The organism is Lysinibacillus sp. GJ-1 (assembly GCF_021166035.1).
Taxonomy (GTDB): domain Bacteria; phylum Bacillota; class Bacilli; order Bacillales_A; family Planococcaceae; genus Lysinibacillus; species Lysinibacillus sphaericus.
The window spans coordinates 3,968,093-3,986,115 of record NZ_CP088912.1 but is presented as its reverse complement, the minus strand read 5'-3'; the positions used below and the strand labels follow the sequence as shown (position 1 = coordinate 3,986,115).

The following is an 18,023-nucleotide window of genomic DNA, read 5'->3' as shown; positions in this document are numbered from 1 at the left end:
GGGTGATAAAGCATGATACTTAGAGAATATGAAGAAAATGGATTTAAAATAACTGAATACACAAGGGATGGCGAAACGGTATCTGCTAGAGTTGAAGAAAAGATTTTATCAGAGGATGAAATGTTACCTGTAGAGCCTGTCGAAATTAAACCTCAACCAACATTAGAAGAAATGCAGGCTCAAACATTATTAAACACTGAATACCTAGTATCTCGTAGTGAGCTAGGATTGGGAGGAAACTAAAATGACAGTATTTGAATTATGTATGTTTTTGATTAAGCGTAAACGTTATGAGCAGGATACTATGCAGAATAAAGTGAATGTTTTTTATGCTAATAACCAATTGAAAGATGATGAATACACACAGCTATTAACAGAAATTGACACACAGCAAACGCAAGCATAAGCTTAGCGTTATTTTTATTGTCAAAAAGAGGTGATACCATGACGAAAGATGAATTATTTGAAATTAACGGTCTTGATAGTGATTTAGGTAATGCATTTTACGAATTAGATAAAATTACGAAAACTAAATATGTTGCGCTGCAAAGTAATGAACACTTTAAAAATATTTTAAAGGCGATTGATACGCTAGACGAAGAACTTAAATATTTCCAAAAATTTATTTGATTTTTTTCCTTTCACAGGTGAGTATGAAGGGGTTTAAATTGGTGAAAGTAGGTGTTTTATGAATATTGAAATGTCATTGCTTTTTGGAGCGATTGGAACTATCTTAGGTGTGCTTGGGGCTATTATAACGATGAAAAGGGAAAGTAGAAATCAAGGAGCATCAGAAGCCAGTATTACTTCAAAGGTTGATTATATTGCTCGTGGTGTAGATGATATAAAACTTGATTTTAAAGACCAAGCGCGAAAAATTGAATCGCAAAACGAGCGTTTAATTCGAGTGGAAGAATCCACGAAATCAGCACATAAGCGATTAAACAAAATGGAGGGCATTACAGATGAAGATTAATTGGAAAGTTCGTTTACAGCATAAACAATTTTGGGTGTCATTAATTGCATTGTTACTTGTGCTCGCTAATCAAATAGCGGGCATTTTTAATGTGGATATTACGATTTACAATAGTCAAATTACCTCTATTTCAGAGACTGTATTAAGTATTTTAGGATTGCTTGGTATTATCATTGATCCAACAACAAGCGGAGTTTCTGATAGTGAGAGAGCAATGAATTATGACAAGCCAAAGGATGGTGTACAGTAATGGTAACAATACGTAAAAAGCTAGTATCTGATGCACAGGCAGCTAAAGTTACAAATGGTAAAGGAAATACTAAAAGAAAAGTAGTTATACATGGTACTGACAATTATCGAACAGGTGCTGATGCTGATGCCCATGCTCGCTTACAAGCGAATGGTAACAGTCGCTCTGCTTCATGGCATTGGCAAGTAGATGATAAAGAAGCGGTGCAATCCTTTGAACATACATGGAAATGCTGGGCTGCTGGAACAGCAAAAGGCAATACAGAGGGTATACATGTAGAAATGTGTGTGAATAGTGATGGCAACTATAGAAAAACAGTGGAAAATACCGCAGAGTTAGTTGCTAAGATATTAAAAGATGAGGGACTTGCTATTACTGATGTTGTTCAGCACAATTATTACAGTGGTAAAAACTGTCCTCGTGAAATCCGTGCAGGTAATGTTACTTGGGCTGTCTTCTTACAAATGGTTAAAAAAGCTGGTGCTGTGAAACAACCAAAACCAATTACAGACAACAATAAGTATCGTATTTTAACAGGCACATACAGTACTTTGCAGGCTGCTGAAAATGCTTTGGATGTGTTAAAACATCGTTTCGGGTGGGTGGCTTATATTGAGCAAGATGATTCGAAATGGCGTATTAAATCAGGAACGTTTACGGGCATGGATGCTGCACAAGCTGGAGCAAATAAAATTAAAGTTGCTAAACTTGCAAAAGTTGCAAACATTATAGCTGCATAACAGTAAAGCCCAGCGCTCAATTAATTTTGAGTCTGGGCTTTTTTTGTTTATTAATCTTGCGATTCCTTTTCACGTAAATTGTTATTTATTAAATGCTGGGTGCATATAATAGTTAAAGGCTATGTCAGGTATGTTTTGATAGTTGAAATTTTCATAATTAATTTTATCTAATGTTTCACGATTGACAAATATACGCATAACTTCTAGTGATTCAGTATTACCATAAGTATCAACCATAGGGAACTTCCATATAATTGCGACTTGCTTAATTTCATCAATAGAATGTACAGCCTCTAAAGCTTTTACTGTGTCTATCCACATGCCTTCTTTGGTTGATTTTGCTGATAGATTTTCATCAGCATTTAATGTAACTTTTAAAAGATTAGCATCTCCTTCGATAGATACTATTCGCTTTTCTTTATTGTTAGTTTTAGCTTTAATTGCATCAACAATTGCACTTTCAGTTTTTTCAGTTAAACTTTGTTCTTTAACCTCTTTTTCTTCCTTATCCTTCGACTCTGTAGTTACAGGTACTTCTTCTTTTTGTTTTTCTGCTTTTTCTTTTTCATCCTCTCCACCAAAACAAGCACCAATTAAACCTCCAAGAATAGTAAAAAGTATGAGGAAGGTTAAACAACCTTTTAGACAACCTCCTTTTTTAGGAGTTTCAGTGTTTTCTTTTTTTACTTCAATTTTCTCTTTTCCTTCGGACATATTGAAATCTCTCCTCTCATTTCCATTTTAGGTAAATTGGAGTAATTTGTATATAAAAAAACAGACAACCAAATTAGTTATCTGTTTAAAATAATTTTTTAATTGTTCGTTTTAAAGATGGTTTGCGCTTTTTCTTAATTAATGGCTTAGGTTTCTTAATCTTTATAGGTTTAAATCCAATAGCTTCATACATTGCTTTTTTAGCTTGTTTCTTTAGTTGACGTTTCTTTTTACTAATTAGTTGTTTAAACATGGTTAGCCCTCCTAATAGATGATTAACAAACAGGGAATACAATAACAAATAGATAAAATCAAAAGGATTCACAAGTAAGTATACGCTTTTAAAGAATACCATGTGCAATAAAAAGTAAGACTATTAATTGATATTAAAAAATAGCCTTACAATGCACAAAAAATAAAAATGCACAATTTATGCACAAGGTTGTGCATAAATGCTGATTTATCAATACTTATGGGGTATATATTTACCCCGACCACCGGTATCATCACGTACATATACGTTACGTTTAGTAAGATTAGAAAGCTCACAAACCTTGATAGAAAAGGGTTTGTGAGCTTTTTACATTTATTGGGTTACGATAGGAAACGATAAGAATCGAAATCTTTTTACACATACTTTAAACACAGGCAGGTTCATTTTACACAAGCTGCAATCCGAGAAAATGTGATTGATAAATGAGAGCAAACTAAAAAAGCTCATGTTTGAAAAATAAACATGGGCTTTTTTAATTGGATTTAATTTGTACATTGTGAGGTGTTAATTGTTATTCTCCTGATACATTTCTGTAAAAGTATCGATTGCCAATTGATCGTTCTCTTCAATTGTTTCTTTTAAATGATGTGCATAAGTTCAAGCGAAGCTATAATACTACTTGGAGGAGGTAATAGGGTACTGGTGAATACGTTTAAAACCAAGAAAATAGTAATACAAACCAAAGCGATGGTTTGTATTACTAATGTTAGTATGCTTCACCTTTTAAAATTATTGAACGCGAGCAAATCCAAATCCTGAAGCGTAGTCATCACCTATAGCAGCTCCATAACCACCTTTAATATCTACTGATTGTGCTCTTGCTTGTAAGTTAGAACGTAGTTGCGTGTTAGACAATGACGGATTTTCAGCCCAAATTTTTGCTGCTAAACCAGAGACATGAGGAGTAGCCATTGATGTGCCGCTAATTGTATTATAACCGCCATTATACCATGTAGAATAAACGGATGAGCCAGGAGCTGAGATTTCAATATCACCTTCCTGGATTACATAATCTCCAGCTGTAGATATATAACCACGTGAAGAGTAATCAGCTACACGATAAGTCCCATTTTGTTGTACATTTTCTAAAGCTGCAACGGCGATTGCATTTGGTAATGCCCCCGGATAACCAATTGTTCCTTGCGCATAGCCTGAATTACCAGCTGCAGCTACTATTAGAACTCCTTTACTATATGCGTAATTGACAGCACTTGAAATGAGGCTATTATTCGCTGAAGAACCTAGAGACATACTAATAATAGTTTTGGTACCAGTAGCAGTTGCTTGATCTGCTGCATGTCGAATAGCAGCAGCAATATCATCTGAGTATCCAGAGCCGCTATCTAATAACACTTTGTAAGCCCAAAGGTCAGCATTTGGAGCTACACCGTAAACGCCTGCTTGATCGCTTCCACCATCAGCTAAGGCCGTACCAGCAACATGTGTACCATGTCCGTTTCTGTCTGTACAGCTGTTGTTAATGGGTGTTGTCGCACCTGTAAAGTCTTTACATTGCTCTACGTTATTGACAAGGTCAGGATGAGAAGTATTTACACCCGTATCGAGTACAGCAATATTAATGTCACTTCCTCCAGTTGTAGATGTTAAAGTATCATTGTTATAAATTGCTTTAATTCCCCAAGGTATTTGTTGAGAAGCTCTTAAAGAAGTTACCAAATCCAGAGTTTCATTTTCTACCATACTATCGTCTTCCAAACCTATCGTATCTAATGTAACGATAGGAACTTTTGTAACTGTGAAATTTTTATTCTTCTGTAATGCTTCGAATTGTTTTTCATTCATATCAGTTGAAAATCCGTTCTCTGTTAATTCCCAACGAACAGAATATTGATTTTTTAATGTTGATTTTTCTGATTTTTTGTTTGTCTCAACATAAACACGGAATTTCTCCTGACCACCGTCGTTTCCTGAGCTATCTTCGCTATTCATCGCTGTTGCGTACACCGGATTTATTACTGATCCTGCAATCAAAAGACTTAGCAACGTACTTTTCATTTTTTTCATTCATTCCATCCCCTTTTCAAATGTAAATTATAGTATTACAATTTGAATCTACCATAATTTAGGTTTTTTGATTATTGGGAAAATTATGATTATAATAAATGTAAAATATAGTCATTCTATACGGGAGGTTATGAAAATGAAGATAGGTTCATTAATTAAGTACTATCGTACAAAGCTAGGAATGACACAGAATTCAGTGGCGATGGGGATTTGCTCGATTCCTCATTTAAGTAAAATTGAGAATAATAATAAAGAAGCAAATAGCGAGACAATACGTCTACTGCTAGAACGATTAAATATTAGTATTCACGATGTAGAGAATAACGAACAAAATATTATTTGTCTATTAAATGATTTACAAAAACATATAAATTACCTAGAGAATGAGAAAGTAAAAGAGACAATGAGCAGATTAAAAGAATATGAAGAAATAATAGGTTTTACAGAATCTATTTATTTATATGAACTTTATAAGTTACGTTATTATGTGTTTGTTAAAGAGCATAAATTAGCAGACAATCAATTAAGATGGCTAAATGCCCACCTACAAAATTTTTCCCAACATGAAAGGTATTTACATTCATATTATTATGCATTAGTTTTAATTACAAAAGGTAAATATGAGGAAGCAGCTAAAGAACTAACTCAAATACTTCAAATACATCCAGAACTAGGATCACTAGAAGGAGAGTTTTACTATCATTTCGCTTTAATAAAAGGGCGGTTAGAAGAACCAAGCCAAGCAATTATTTATGGGAAAAAAGCTCTTCAATTCTATAAGGACCAATTTAATTTTAAAAGAATTGTTTATACATTAATGTCTCTGGCACTCAATTACTCTCGAGGAAAAGTGTTTCATGAAGCAATCGAAATCTATGAACATTTAGTGAGAAATGTGGAGCTATTACAGCAACAGCAACTATTACCTGCTATATATCACAATTTGGGGGATTTGTACCAAATGAGATGGGAATATGAAAATGCATTAATTTACTTTGAAAAAAGCGCTTCTTTAATGTCAAAGAACTGTGATCATTATCTGCTTTGCTTATATAATTTAGGTGTTACACAATTTCGCTTAGAACAAACGGAAAAAAGTATAAAAACCTTTACTATTCTAAAGGAAGAAGCAAAAAATAAGAAAAAAATAAGTTTTAATTTATTTGCTACTTTTTATTTATATTTGCTAGGAGAAGAAAAAAAGAAAGCAATGGATTTTTTAGAAGGGAGGTTAATTCCATTTACAGCAGATAATGAAGAATTAAAAGAATTGCACCAACAATTTTCTAATTTATTGGGAGAGTATTATCGACAAGAAAAGCAGTTTGAGAAAGCTATGCAATTTATTGAAATCTAAAGGAGAGTGTGAATATGAAGAAAAATGTTGGATTATCAATCTTAATACTGAGTGCTGCAGTAATAATTATATCTGTTCCAATTCATCCACCAGTTTTATAAAAGGCAAGAGTGGTAGAAGGTAGTGGCTCTATCTTATGATTGAGGAACAGTGTTTTTTAAACTCGAAATGTGAGGCACTTCACAACCAAAAAATTGCCATTTTCTTGGATAAGAAAACGTAGTAGCATGTACTTTGCTAGGCTTTATATTGAGCCTCAGCGGGCATAATTCTCGCATTAAAGATTTAGCAACCGGGATTAAACGCCAATTGCGTTAGGGCTAAAAAATTGCATATGTATTAAGGTTCTCATTAATTTGAGAACTCTTTTTTGTTTTATAAGGAATGGTCTTATTACAAGAGGTAGTTAAACATCAAGGGGGATTATAAGAATTAAATGCAACCCATATTGAAATGGTGTGAAAAATTACAAGATTAGCGGATATTGCAAATCCATATTTTTTCATTTTACTCCGAAACAAGAATTTCGTTTTATGGTATAATATATTTCAAATGTTTATTTAGGTATATTATGTATAAAAAAGATATTTCTACTAACTGCTTGTGGAAGTAGTTTCGTAGAAGGCGAATAGGGAATGGCGTTGATGAAGTAAATAAACTCTCTTACTAATAAGGGAAACTAGAGTGATAATTTGCTAGGCTTTGATTTATACAACTCTAAAACTTAAATGACCTATTAACACCCCTTGCAACGTATTGCAGGGGCGTTTTGCTATGTACACAATTAGAAGTGTAAATGTATAAAGACTTGGGTATATGGACACTAATGCAAGGCAACTCTTCAAAACAGCTTTTAGTTAATATTTATTTTACTTGATGAATAGGATAACAAGGATGGAAGTAAATATAGGGGGAATAGTATGAAAAAAATAAGTAAGATGTTGATTGTAGTTTTAATTTTAGGGTTACTCCAAATTCAGCCTGTTTATGCAGCTGGTTTTAAAGATGTATCATCGGACAATACGTTAAGTACGGAAATAGATTATTTAGTAGAGCGTGGGATTATTAAAGGGTATCCTAATGGTACTTTTAAGCCAAATGAGTATGTCACAAGGGCACAGGTAGCTGTTATGATAACACGTGCGTTAGCCTTAAAAACAACGAATGTAAAAAATCCGAAGTATCAAGATGTACCGACATCTCATATTTACTATAAGGAGATTGCTGCGACACAAAATGCTGGAATATTTGATGCAGCTAAAAAGTTTAATCCAAACGGTACGTTGACGAGAGCAGATATGGCTATTGTTTTACAACGAGCTTTTAAATTAAAGGGAACGACGAGCCCATATTATTTTACAGATGTTACAGAAAAGACACCGGGCTATAAAGAAATTTTAGCGGTAGTGAACAATAATATTACGAGCGGTTATCAAGATGGCTCATTTAAACCAAAATTGCCATTAACAAGAGCCCATTTTTCAGCATTCGTAGCTCGTGCATTAACTCTTTCAAATCCAAATTTATTAAAGGACCCTGCCTATACCTATACTTATGCCTATTATTCACCTGATGATGGTCTAAGATATACATTAAATTATCAATATAGTCATAATGATAATAAAAATGATGTTTGGACAATGACGAATATGACTAATAATAAGCCGTTTTATGATGAATTATTATATTATGATGGCTCAGTATATGCGCAAGCAATCGCTCAGGAGTATAGCTCACATTACGATTTTTATATAGGGCTCCCACTAAGAATAGGCGTGATAGTTCATGAAGACGATGAACGTCCTGTAAACGGCAATCGCATTACCGTCCAAACGACGGATGGAACAGTTCGAGCAGGTGGTGTTAACTATAAAAATGTAGCAATATTAGAAGAAAGCTTTAAATATATTGATGTAGTGAAGACATATTATTTTGTAGATGGTATTGGCTTAGTTAAGGAACTTCACAATGGGGAAGTTGTTTATGAGTTACTAAAACGAACAGCAAATTAAAGATTGAAAAGGATGCATTGAAAAATGCATCCTTTTTTAAGTAAGCGATATATGAAAAAAACGTTTAAGGGCATGTAGCCATTCTTTATCGGTATGTGTTGTATAAGTTGTTAATGATTGCCCTTCGTATATACGAAATTCATTATTGAACATCGTATGTCGACCAGTAGGGGTGCGAATCATGGCGATTTTATTCTTTTGTTGAGAAAGACGTGGTGCAAAATTGGCATCGTTCCCGTTATCTGTGAAGTTGTACAGTAGGCGCCAATTGTGTGATGTTTGCTCATACAGCATCCAACCGTACGTGTCATGCCATTCAATTTTGTAAAGCTCATTGCCCTCGCGATGTTCGTGATGCGCAATTAAAGGTACTGGTTTACACGGAGCTAAAGCACCTACGCCTACGTCCGAGATATAAGTTATGCCGTCAAATTGAACGAGAAGTAGCTGGTGCATGGGAACTTCTTCAATCGGTGTACTATCATCCGTATTACGCCAAAATTGCGCATAGCGATTTGTTACAGAAAAACCGAGCTCTCGTAGTAGCCAGCTATATAGAATGTTAAGTTCAAAGCAATTGCCTCCGCGTTGTTGAACAATAATTTTTTGAAAAATATCTGGGATAGCAAAGGAAATGTCACGTTTCAAAGCAACATCTAAATTTTCATAGGGAATGGTATGTAGATGTTTCGTTTGTAATTGACCAAGTAGCTTTAAAGACGGCTCTAAAGATCCTTGAAATTGAATGAATTTTAAATATTGTTGAATTTGAGCATTCATAAAATCGCCTCACTTCCTTATTAATTAACATAACCGAAATAGCACTAGAATACACGTGAAAAATAGAGAAAGAAAATAATAGAAATAGAGCTAAATAACTTGTAAAATTAATATATTCACTACTAGTTCGTAATGAATTTCCCATTTTTAGTTAAAAATAACGTTTCTAAAGGTAGGTATATAAATGAAGAATGAAATAAAATGGATTGAAGTAAATTCATATGATGAAATGAGTAACGTAGCTGCACATATTTTTACTGAGCAATTACAAGCAAAACCAGCTAGCATACTAGGGCTTGCAACAGGGGGTTCACCAGTTGGGATGTATAAGGAATTAGTTAAGCGTCAACAAGCTGGTGATATTTCTTTCAAGGAAGTTACAACATTTAATCTAGATGAATATGTGGGCTTAGAACAAAATAGCCCAGCAAGCTACTGGACGTTCATGCATGAAAATTTATTTAATCATGTGGATATTAACGAAGAAAAGATACATTTACCAAACGGCAAGGCGACTGATTTAGAAGCCGAGTGTGTGGCATATGATGCGCAAATTGCCGAAGCAGGTGGTATCGATTTACAGTTGCTTGGAATAGGGGTTAATGGACATATAGGTTTTAATGAGCCTGGTACATCATTTGATTCACTGACAAATATTGTAGAGCTGACAGAATCAACACGAACTGAAAACGCTATTTATTTTGACAATCCAGAAGCTGTGCCTACTCATGCTATTACAATGGGTATACAATCTATCATGAATGCAAGGGCGATTGTGCTCATCGCATTTGGTGAAAAAAAATTAGAAGCAATTGAAAAATTAAAAGGTGGAGAAGTGACTGAAGCTTTCCCAGCTAGCAGATTATTAAATCATCCAAATGTAACGATAATTTACGGCGGTACAAAATAAAATAAGCGTAGACTCCTTTTTTGAAGTCTACGCTTATTTTATTTTTTACTTGATAATAAGACGCCTGCAACGACGGCAAGACCGCCGATAATTTGAAAAATATGTAGTTGCTCATCTAAAAAAAGCACGGCAAAAATAGAGGCAAAGACCGGAATAAAGTTTAAATAAATTCCTGCTTTATTCGCGCCAAGTTGTACGACCCCATGATTCCAGCATAGAAATGCTACAATAGAAGCAAAAATACCTACATATAGAATAGCGGCAATCGTTGACCAGTGCCAGTGTATAGCGTTGGGCATTGTTGTGATTTCGTATAGGTAAAATGGCAAGAGTATGATAGCACCAATAAAGATTGTGACAAGAAATGTTGACTGTCCTGGTAAACGACCCGCGTAATGTTTTACAAGAAGGGAATAAATACTCCAACAGAAAACGGCGACGACAACAATTAAGTCCCCTTTATTGAACGTAAAATCGACTAAGCTTGCAAACGAACCCCCTGAAATAATAAAAAGGACACCACTCAGTGATAGTGCAGTTCCAAGAATTTGGAATGACGAGAGTTTTTCCTTCAAAAAAATAAAGGATAGTATGTAAATCATGATGGGTGTCGAAGAATTCATCAACGATGCATTGATCGAAGTTGTATAGTGGAGAGCTATATAGACGAGCGTATTAAAAGCTGCCACACCAGTAAAGGCTAGTATAAGGACAATTTTCCAATGTTCTTTAAGCATGTGCCACTCTCGTTTTACGCTACGATAAGCAATCGGTAAAAATACGATAAAGGCGACACACCAACGAAGAAAAGCCAATGTAAGGGGTGGGATATTGCCACTCACGGCTCGGCCAATGACAAAATTACCACCCCATAGAACGGTAGCAAGTAATAATAACGCATATGGTGGGATTTTCATGAAGCGATAACTCCTTTTAATTTAAAATACTAATGTCAATTATAGGCATTAAGGGAGTGAATAATCAATGCTACATGTACCCATATGCTAGAATGAGAGAAAGAATAGGAGGAAGTAAAGTGATAAGTACAGTAGCACATTTAAAAAAAGGGGATACAGTTGGCATTGTATGTTTGTCCAGTCTAGTTGAGCCAGAGAAATTAGGAAATGCTTTAGCCTTTTTAGATGAGCTGGGTCTCCGCTATAAAATAGGGGATACGATAACGGCAAAACATGACTATTTAGCAGGTAGTGATGACGTAAGACTTGCAGACTTTCATGCTATGGTTCAAGATCCTGACGTAAAGTCCATCTTTTGCGTAAAGGGTGGCTATGGCTCTGCTCGTATTGCTGGAAAGATTGATTATGAGTTGCTAGCGGAAAATCCAAAAATTTTCTGGGGCTTTTCTGATCTTACCTATTTGCATTGTGCTATTAATGAGTATGCAAATATTGTGACGTTTCATGGACCGATGCTAATGGCTGCCAATAACATGGATGAGTTATCGAAGAAAATGTTTTTACAGCTGTTTTCTCCGATTGAAATACAGTATACAGAGGCTATTTCTCCATTAACTGTAGTTGCCCCTGGTTTTGCACGTGGACCAATTATTGGTGGTAATTTACGCCGTATAGTCAGCACTTTAGGCACAAAATTTGAGGTTCGGACTGAAGGCAGAATATTATTAATAGAAGATATTGCAGAAACAATTCCACGTATTGATTCGATGTTGCAACAGTTAAAACAAGCTAGAAAGCTGGAACAATTAGCGGGGGTAGTAATTGGTTCCTTTACAGAAACAGGAGCAAGTGATGAGGCTCTTCTAATGTTAATGCAAGAATATTTTGGTGATTTAGAAATACCTGTTGTAGCTGGTTTTAAAATAGGGCACGAAACGACGAATATTGCCATCCCATTAGGGGTCGATGCCATTTTAGATGCACAAGAAAAAGTGCTTCGAATTTTACCAGGCGTCTATTAAATATTTGAATTGATAGAATTGTGTGAATTGTGTGGGTGACTGGCACTCGAGCAATATGAAAGCCGCAACTCTCGCTACACGCGATTTGTTGCGGCTAATGTTTTGCGTAAAATTGTGTGGGTGACTGGCACTTCTTAGTAAGGTTCGGCATCGTGGCCTTTATCGACTGCGTCTTTTGGTGCATTATCACCGTTAATGTTACCAAGAGGCTTTGCAGACGAAGCGTTTTGCTGCGCCTTTTGTAAACCTTCTTTTAGTAAGCGTCCATATTCCTCATCTGCTTCAGCAGCCAATGCGATCATCGCCTCTTGGATAGCTGTATTACATGCGGATAAATCCCGAATTAAATTTGCTAGTAGTTCGTCACGTTCCCATTGTTCAAAATTACGATAAGTTTCACCAGCTTGCTTCGTATTACTTTGGCGATCAATGGATTCGCGCACTAAATTACCTTCAATATATGGTGTGTATTCCTTCGCCGTTTGGGTAGCTTCTTTTAAACCATTTAACATTGATGGCTCATAATTAATATGTGGATTTTGTCCTGGTGCTAAATCTCGTTTATACATCATTTGCCCACCGTTTTGGTTGGTCGCCACTCGTTTTTTCGGCGCATTGATTGGTAATTGTAAATAGTTGGCGCCCACTCGATGACGTTGCGTATCAGAATAAGAGAAAGTACGCCCTTGGAGCATTTTATCGTCTGAGAAATCCAATCCATCAACGAGGACACCTGTGCCGAAAGTTGCTTGTTCTACCTCGGCAAAATAGTCTTCAGGGTTTTTATTTAACACCATTTTTCCGACTGGATACCAAGGAAACTTGTCATACGGCCATAGCTTCGTATCATCCAGTGGGTCAAAATCAAGCTCAGGATGAGGGCCATCCTCCATTATTTGTACATTTAACTCCCATTCAGGATAATCTCCACGTTTAATAGCATCATATAAGTCTTGTGTAGCATGGTTGAAATTCTTTTGTTGAATTTCTTCTGCTTCTTTTTGTGTTAAGTTTTTAATGCCTTGTAATGGCTCCCAATGGTACTTCACAAGGACTGCTTTGCCCTCACTATTTACCCATTTATACGTATTGACACCAGAACCTTGCATCATGCGATAGTTGGCAGGGATGCCCCAAGGTGAATAAATAAAAGTGACCATATGGAAGGATTCTGGAGAACTTGCACAGAAATCAAAGAAGCGCTCGACGTCTTGAATATTTGTAATAGGATCTGGCTTAAAAGCATGAATCATATCTGGAAATTTCATGGCATCACGGATAAAGAAGATTTTTAGATTGTTGCCAACTAAATCCCAGTTTCCGTCTTCTGTATAAAACTTGACAGCAAAGCCGCGTGGATCACGTAATGTTTCCGGTGAATGTCCACCATGAATAACCGTAGAGAAGCGGACGAAAACAGGTGTTTGTTTGCCTTTATCCTGAAATACTTTTGCTCTTGTATAGTTAGAAATAGGCTCATCTCCAACAACTCCATATGTTTCGAAGTAGCCATGTGCTCCAGCCCCACGAGCATGTACAACACGTTCAGGAACTCTTTCTCGGTCAAAGTGGCTTATTTTTTCAAGGAAATCATAATTTTCAAGAGTTGCTGGCCCTCGATTACCGACTGTTCGTAAATTTTGATTGTTGGTAACCGGATGACCTTGGCGATTGGTTAATGTATCATCTTTTTCATGAGAATGGTTCATTACTATTGCTCCTTCCAATTGTACTAAACAAAGTTTGTCCAATTGATTAGCAAAATAGACATAAAAAAACTCTCCTACACACAAGGTGTAAGAGAGTTTCGGATGGCGTTTTCCAATTCATCTGATTGAGTTTTTTCATGCCATTGCCAATAGTTGGTGATAGGTCATCGGTCATAAAGTAACTGGTCACATGTCATTGGTTGATCTAAGTTGTAAGTCTACATTAAAGTAGTTTTGAAAACAGCACATCCGACTCGGTTTGGAGTCTCACCGCCCCGAGTTTAGAAATAGCGAGAATCGTCAAATTGTATTTCAACGCTATAGTTTTTGGCATTAATCAAATTAGAGAGCTTATGTGCATCCTTTTCTAGTTGAAGTGAACGTTCACGGTATGCATCTGGCTCGAACATAGCAATTTCATATAACATTGTACCTTCACCATAGCCCATACGTACAGTTTCTTTTTCATGTGTGCCCAAGTGTTTACAAAGTTCAGCTTCAGCGCGAAGTTGTGAAGCCAGTTCAATTGCCTCTACAAGTGCAAGTTGCTCACCTTTAAAGTCTACTTTGTTCTGAATATTCGCCTCATAGACAAGTCGATCTAATGTGCGTATATCAAGGCGTACTTGTGCTAGCTCACTTTCAATAACAGCCATTGCACGATTACTCGTTTTAGGAGCTTGTCCTTTTTCAACAGTGACAAAAGAACTGCGATGTAATTCATTAATAAGTTCTTGAACCTTCTTTGCTAAAATGCTTTTTAGTTTAACTGCTTCTGCAAGATTAATCATGAAAACACTTCCTTTTATAGTGTAGTAGATGGTGTTGCATTCGTTAAAAGGGCAATTTGATAGTCTCCACCATGAATTTGGTTGAACATTTTTCCCGCAGAGGCAAGAAGCTTTTGCGCATCCTCAGTTGCAAGGGAAGGGCGAAGGTAGAAAATATGGAGCGCTTCAGTTGTTGCCTCAGAGACAGCTGTACGTTGTGAATCAACGAATGGTGAACCAAAAGGCCCTTCCTCGTCTCGACTAAAGAGAATATGATTGAGCGTATTGAAGCGCCCATTTAACCCTTCGTAGCCCGTTTCTTCATTGCCAAGTGCAATTTCTATGTTTCCTTTAAGGTGTGCTATATCATAAATGCCAACTGGAATTTCATATTGTAGGGAGAAAAAATTATTTAAATCGACACCAGAATGCAACGGTGTTAAATAGTTTTGCTTACTTACTCGACGCATTAAGCTTTCAGCCGAGTGACGATAACGGTTCGGATCAGCGCCAAGTTGTTTCCAAAGTTGTCGCCATTCTGCAATACCTTCACGTTCAGTTACAGGTTGATCTTGCATTTCTAAATAGAGGTTTTCCTGATATAATTGCAGGCGACCTTTAATCATTTGGGGCGATTCTGCTACGACAATTTTGGTATAATGAATAATGCCGATTTTCAGCTCTGGAAGTTGCGTTAACAACGATGGATTAAATGAGACTTCCATAAAAAATCACCTACTTTATTTGTTTCTATTATTATATCATGTAAGGAGTTGGAAATAAAATGAACATACATGACCTACAACGAGAGTTTGTGGCGTATGCAATGTCCATTGGCGTTGATAAGATTGGCTTCACAACGGCAGCTCCCTTTACAGAATTAAAAAATAGACTGCGTCGCCAGCAGGAGCTTGGTTTCCAATCAGGTTTTGAAGAGAGCGATATTGAAAAACGTACGGAGCCACTTCAATTATTAGAAGGTGCAGAAAGTATTGTTGCTATAGCTGTCGCATACCCTTCGAAGATGAAGGACGCACCTACTGGTAAAAAGGGTGCTCGACGTGGGATATTTTGCAGAGCTTCTTGGGGCGTCGATTACCATACAGCATTACGACAGCGTTTAGCATTATTAAAAGCTTGGCTGGAAGAGCGAGTGAGCAATGTCCGTATTGAATCAATGGTTGATACAGGTGCGCTTGTAGATAGGGCGGTGGCGGAGCGTGCAGGTATTGGCTGGAGCGGGAAAAACTGCTCGATTATAACACCAGAGTTTGGTTCATATGTTTATTTGGGCGAGTTAGTGACAAATATTCCATTTGCACCGGACAAGCCAATGGAGGACGAGTGTGGCGAGTGCCGTTTATGTTTGGATGTTTGTCCAACAGGTGCGTTAATCGAAGGGGGACAACTCAATTCACAGCGTTGCATTGCCTTTTTAACGCAAACGAAAGGTTACCTCCCAGATGAATTTCGCTCACATATAGGAAACCGGCTATATGGCTGTGATACTTGTCAAACAGTCTGTCCAAAAAATAAAGGCAAAATCAATTGGATACATGAGGAATTTAAACCCGATCCAGAGCTTGCAAAACCCTTATTAACACCACTTTTAACGATTTCTAATCGGGAATTTAAAACAAAGTTTGGTCATGTTTCAGGCTCATGGCGTGGGAAAAAGCCCATTCAACGCAATGCTATATTGGCGCTAGCGCATTTTAAAGAGGAAGCGGCAGTACCTGATTTAATCGAGCTTCTCGAAAAAGATGAGCGACCCGTTATTCGAGGGACAGCAGCGTGGGCATTGGGGAAGATTGGTGGAGAGCAGGCGGAAAACGCTTTACTCGCTGCGCAGGATCAAGAACAAGATGAGGAAGTCCTCGTGGAAATAAACAAAGGTTTACAATTTTTTAGCTAAGGAAGTGTTTCGTTATGCCATTGCATATCGTCTTATATCAACCAGAAATACCAGCAAATACAGGCAATATTGCACGTACTTGTGCTGGTACGAATACCTCACTCCATTTAATACGGCCGCTTGGCTTTTCAACCGACGATAAAATGCTAAAACGTGCTGGCTTGGATTATTGGCATAGTGTCAACGTGGTGTACCACGATTCCCTTAAGGATTTTTTAGAAGCATCAAAAAATGGGGATGTCTATTTAATTGAAACGTATAGTGAAGAACCGTTTACTACGCATGATTTTAGTGACAAAGATCGGGATATTTACTTTATGTTTGGAAAAGAAACGACAGGCTTGCCAAAGGATTTTGCCTATGAGCGCAAAGAAATGTGTTTACGTATTCCACAAAGTGAGCATGTGCGTTCACTAAATTTATCGAATACAGCTGCAATCGTTATTTACGAGGCTCTACGACAACAGGGCTACCCAGGTTTACACTAATAACAAGCGAAGGACAAAAAAGCGTTCGATTCATTCGAACGCTTTTTGTTATGCCGTTGATGCCCCGTTTTGCATGGAAATTGTGTAAGTGCCTGGCACCACTTTTAGGCACCACTTTTACTCTTTGAGTGCTTTATTGACTGCTGGCATAATATGAGTGCCAAGTAGCTCAATAGATTTCGCTACCTGCTTGAATGGTACTGCGCCAATATCAAGCTGTGCCATAAAACGTGAATGACCGAAAATTTCATGCTGCATTAATATTTTTTCAATAATTTCATTTGGACTACCAACAAATAGCGCATTCTGACCAGCTGTCATATTGTCAAAGCCTTCTTTAGATAAATGATAGCGCATACCACGTTGTGCATTAACATAGTGCCAATAATTTGAGTAATGTGGATAAAATTCATCCTTAGCCTGCGCTAAATTTTCAGCAAAGTATGCGTGCCCTGAAACAGTGATTTTTGCTTTATTCTCATCGTGTCCTGCTGTGAGCAATGCTTCGCGGTAAACATCAACTAAATGTTTGAATCGTCTTGGATCCCCGCCTAAAATGGCTAAGTTTAGGCCTACGCCATAACGACCCGCACGACTAGCACTTTCAGGCGTTCCACCCACACCGATATGAATGGGGATTTCACGACTAGCACGTGGTGCAATGTCAGCATGTTGAAGCGGTTTGCGATAGCTGCCACTCCACGTTACACGCTCTTCACGGTTTAACTTTAACAGTAAAGCTAAATGTTCCTCAAATAGTGCATCATAATCATCTACATCATAACCAAACAACGGGAACGATTCGATAAATGCACCGCGTCCAGCAACAATTTCTGCACGACCATTTGACAGTAAATCTAGTGTTGCAAAATCTTCGTATAGTCGCACTGGATCGACCGTACTAAGTACAGTCGTCGTACTTATTAATTGAATGTTTTTTGTCCGCTGGGAAAGTGCAGATAATACGACTGGTACGGCTGAAACAGCATAATCTAAACGATGATGTTCTCCCACACCAAATACGTGAAGACCGGCTTCATCTGCAAGCTGACCGTATTGCATTACTTCATCGAGGCGTTCTTTAGCAGTTGGCATATAGCCATTCACCGGATTTTGACCGATATCTGCCAATGTGTAAATACCAAATTCCATGAGAAAGCCTCC

Annotated in this window: 21 protein-coding genes; 12 read left to right on the top strand and 9 right to left on the bottom strand. The window is 37.1% G+C overall.

From position 1 onward, the window contains the following. Positions 1-12: 12 nt before the first annotated feature. Genes LO754_RS19745 through LO754_RS19720 form a run of 6 tightly spaced genes read left to right on the top strand, consistent with a single transcriptional unit; the run spans position 13 to position 1,966 of the window. Positions 13-243 (top strand): hypothetical protein, encoded by a 231-nt coding sequence (locus LO754_RS19745; protein WP_231785098.1) that lies wholly within the window; start codon positions 13-15, stop codon positions 241-243. A gap of 1 nt (position 244) precedes the next feature. After that, complete coding sequence (locus LO754_RS19740) at positions 245-406, top strand: hypothetical protein (RefSeq protein ID WP_231785097.1); 162 nt, start codon at positions 245-247, stop codon at positions 404-406. A 38-nt stretch (positions 407-444) separates the two neighbouring features. Next, positions 445-630: a hypothetical protein gene (locus LO754_RS19735; protein ID WP_231785096.1), complete on the top strand. Its 186-nt coding sequence runs from the start codon at positions 445-447 to the stop codon at positions 628-630. A 58-nt stretch (positions 631-688) separates the two neighbouring features. Continuing rightward, complete coding sequence (locus tag LO754_RS19730) at positions 689-976, top strand: hypothetical protein (protein WP_231785095.1); 288 nt, start codon at positions 689-691, stop codon at positions 974-976. Continuing rightward, positions 966-1,226 (top strand): phage holin, encoded by a 261-nt coding sequence (locus tag LO754_RS19725; protein ID WP_231785094.1) that lies wholly within the window; start codon positions 966-968, stop codon positions 1,224-1,226. Before LO754_RS19730 ends, LO754_RS19725 begins: the two co-directional genes overlap by 11 nt. Further along, positions 1,226-1,966 carry an N-acetylmuramoyl-L-alanine amidase gene (locus LO754_RS19720; RefSeq protein ID WP_231785093.1) on the top strand — a complete coding sequence of 247 codons (741 nt, stop codon included), beginning with the start codon at positions 1,226-1,228 and terminating at the stop codon, positions 1,964-1,966. The genes LO754_RS19725 and LO754_RS19720 overlap by 1 nt, the downstream gene beginning before the upstream one ends. Positions 1,967-2,047: 81 nt before the next feature. Here LO754_RS19720 and LO754_RS19715 read toward each other — a convergent pair whose 3' ends face one another. From LO754_RS19715 to LO754_RS19705, 3 genes are all read right to left on the bottom strand, one after another. After that, entirely contained in the window at positions 2,048-2,680 is a 633-nt protein-coding gene (locus LO754_RS19715; RefSeq protein ID WP_231785092.1) for a hypothetical protein, read from the bottom strand. 85 nt (positions 2,681-2,765) lie between these two features. Further along, positions 2,766-2,933, bottom strand: a complete 168-nt coding sequence (locus LO754_RS19710) for a hypothetical protein (RefSeq protein ID WP_231785091.1) — start codon at positions 2,931-2,933, stop codon at positions 2,766-2,768. Positions 2,934-3,683: 750 nt separating this feature from the next. Continuing rightward, complete coding sequence (locus tag LO754_RS19705; protein ID WP_024362347.1) at positions 3,684-4,979, bottom strand: S8 family peptidase; 1,296 nt, start codon at positions 4,977-4,979, stop codon at positions 3,684-3,686. A 136-nt stretch (positions 4,980-5,115) separates the two neighbouring features. Between LO754_RS19705 and LO754_RS19700 the strand changes: the two genes are divergently transcribed. Then, a complete protein-coding gene (locus tag LO754_RS19700) occupies positions 5,116-6,336 on the top strand; it encodes a helix-turn-helix domain-containing protein (RefSeq protein ID WP_231785090.1) in 1,221 nt (406 codons plus the stop codon). Between the two features lie 920 nt (positions 6,337-7,256). After that, on the top strand, positions 7,257-8,348 hold the full coding sequence (locus LO754_RS19695; protein ID WP_231785089.1) for an S-layer homology domain-containing protein: 1,092 nt from the start codon (positions 7,257-7,259) through the stop codon (positions 8,346-8,348). Between the two features lie 36 nt (positions 8,349-8,384). On the opposite strand, the gene LO754_RS19690 is transcribed toward LO754_RS19695, so the two are convergent. Continuing rightward, complete coding sequence (locus LO754_RS19690; protein WP_231785088.1) at positions 8,385-9,128, bottom strand: arylamine N-acetyltransferase; 744 nt, start codon at positions 9,126-9,128, stop codon at positions 8,385-8,387. Between the two features lie 196 nt (positions 9,129-9,324). Between LO754_RS19690 and nagB the strand changes: the two genes are divergently transcribed. Next, positions 9,325-10,038: a glucosamine-6-phosphate deaminase gene (gene nagB, locus LO754_RS19685; protein ID WP_024362343.1), complete on the top strand. Its 714-nt coding sequence runs from the start codon at positions 9,325-9,327 to the stop codon at positions 10,036-10,038. A 38-nt stretch (positions 10,039-10,076) separates the two neighbouring features. On the opposite strand, the gene LO754_RS19680 is transcribed toward nagB, so the two are convergent. After that, complete coding sequence (locus tag LO754_RS19680) at positions 10,077-10,955, bottom strand: DMT family transporter (RefSeq protein WP_231785087.1); 879 nt, start codon at positions 10,953-10,955, stop codon at positions 10,077-10,079. Positions 10,956-11,074: 119 nt separating this feature from the next. Here LO754_RS19680 and LO754_RS19675 point away from each other — a divergent pair, with 119 nt between their 5' ends. Next, complete coding sequence (locus tag LO754_RS19675) at positions 11,075-11,977, top strand: LD-carboxypeptidase (RefSeq protein WP_231785086.1); 903 nt, start codon at positions 11,075-11,077, stop codon at positions 11,975-11,977. Between the two features lie 134 nt (positions 11,978-12,111). On the opposite strand, the gene LO754_RS19670 is transcribed toward LO754_RS19675, so the two are convergent. The 3 genes from LO754_RS19670 to LO754_RS19660 all read right to left on the bottom strand — a co-directional run bounded on the left by LO754_RS19670 (position 12,112) and on the right by LO754_RS19660 (position 15,181). After that, positions 12,112-13,686: a catalase gene (locus LO754_RS19670; protein WP_231785085.1), complete on the bottom strand. Its 1,575-nt coding sequence runs from the start codon at positions 13,684-13,686 to the stop codon at positions 12,112-12,114. Between the two features lie 281 nt (positions 13,687-13,967). Next, positions 13,968-14,477, bottom strand: coding sequence for a hypothetical protein (locus tag LO754_RS19665; protein WP_024362339.1), 510 nt, complete (start codon positions 14,475-14,477; stop codon positions 13,968-13,970). Between the two features lie 14 nt (positions 14,478-14,491). Next, positions 14,492-15,181, bottom strand: a complete 690-nt coding sequence (locus LO754_RS19660) for a phenylalanine--tRNA ligase beta subunit-related protein (RefSeq protein WP_231785084.1) — start codon at positions 15,179-15,181, stop codon at positions 14,492-14,494. Between the two features lie 59 nt (positions 15,182-15,240). Between LO754_RS19660 and queG the strand changes: the two genes are divergently transcribed. Next, on the top strand, positions 15,241-16,371 hold the full coding sequence (queG, locus tag LO754_RS19655; protein WP_024362337.1) for a tRNA epoxyqueuosine(34) reductase QueG: 1,131 nt from the start codon (positions 15,241-15,243) through the stop codon (positions 16,369-16,371). Between the two features lie 14 nt (positions 16,372-16,385). Beyond that, a complete protein-coding gene (gene trmL / locus LO754_RS19650) occupies positions 16,386-16,859 on the top strand; it encodes a tRNA (uridine(34)/cytosine(34)/5-carboxymethylaminomethyluridine(34)-2'-O)-methyltransferase TrmL (RefSeq protein WP_231785083.1) in 474 nt (157 codons plus the stop codon). Positions 16,860-16,976: 117 nt separating this feature from the next. Here trmL and LO754_RS19645 read toward each other — a convergent pair whose 3' ends face one another. Continuing rightward, positions 16,977-18,011: an LLM class flavin-dependent oxidoreductase gene (locus LO754_RS19645; RefSeq protein ID WP_025220534.1), complete on the bottom strand. Its 1,035-nt coding sequence runs from the start codon at positions 18,009-18,011 to the stop codon at positions 16,977-16,979. Between the last annotated feature and the right edge of the window lie 12 nt (positions 18,012-18,023).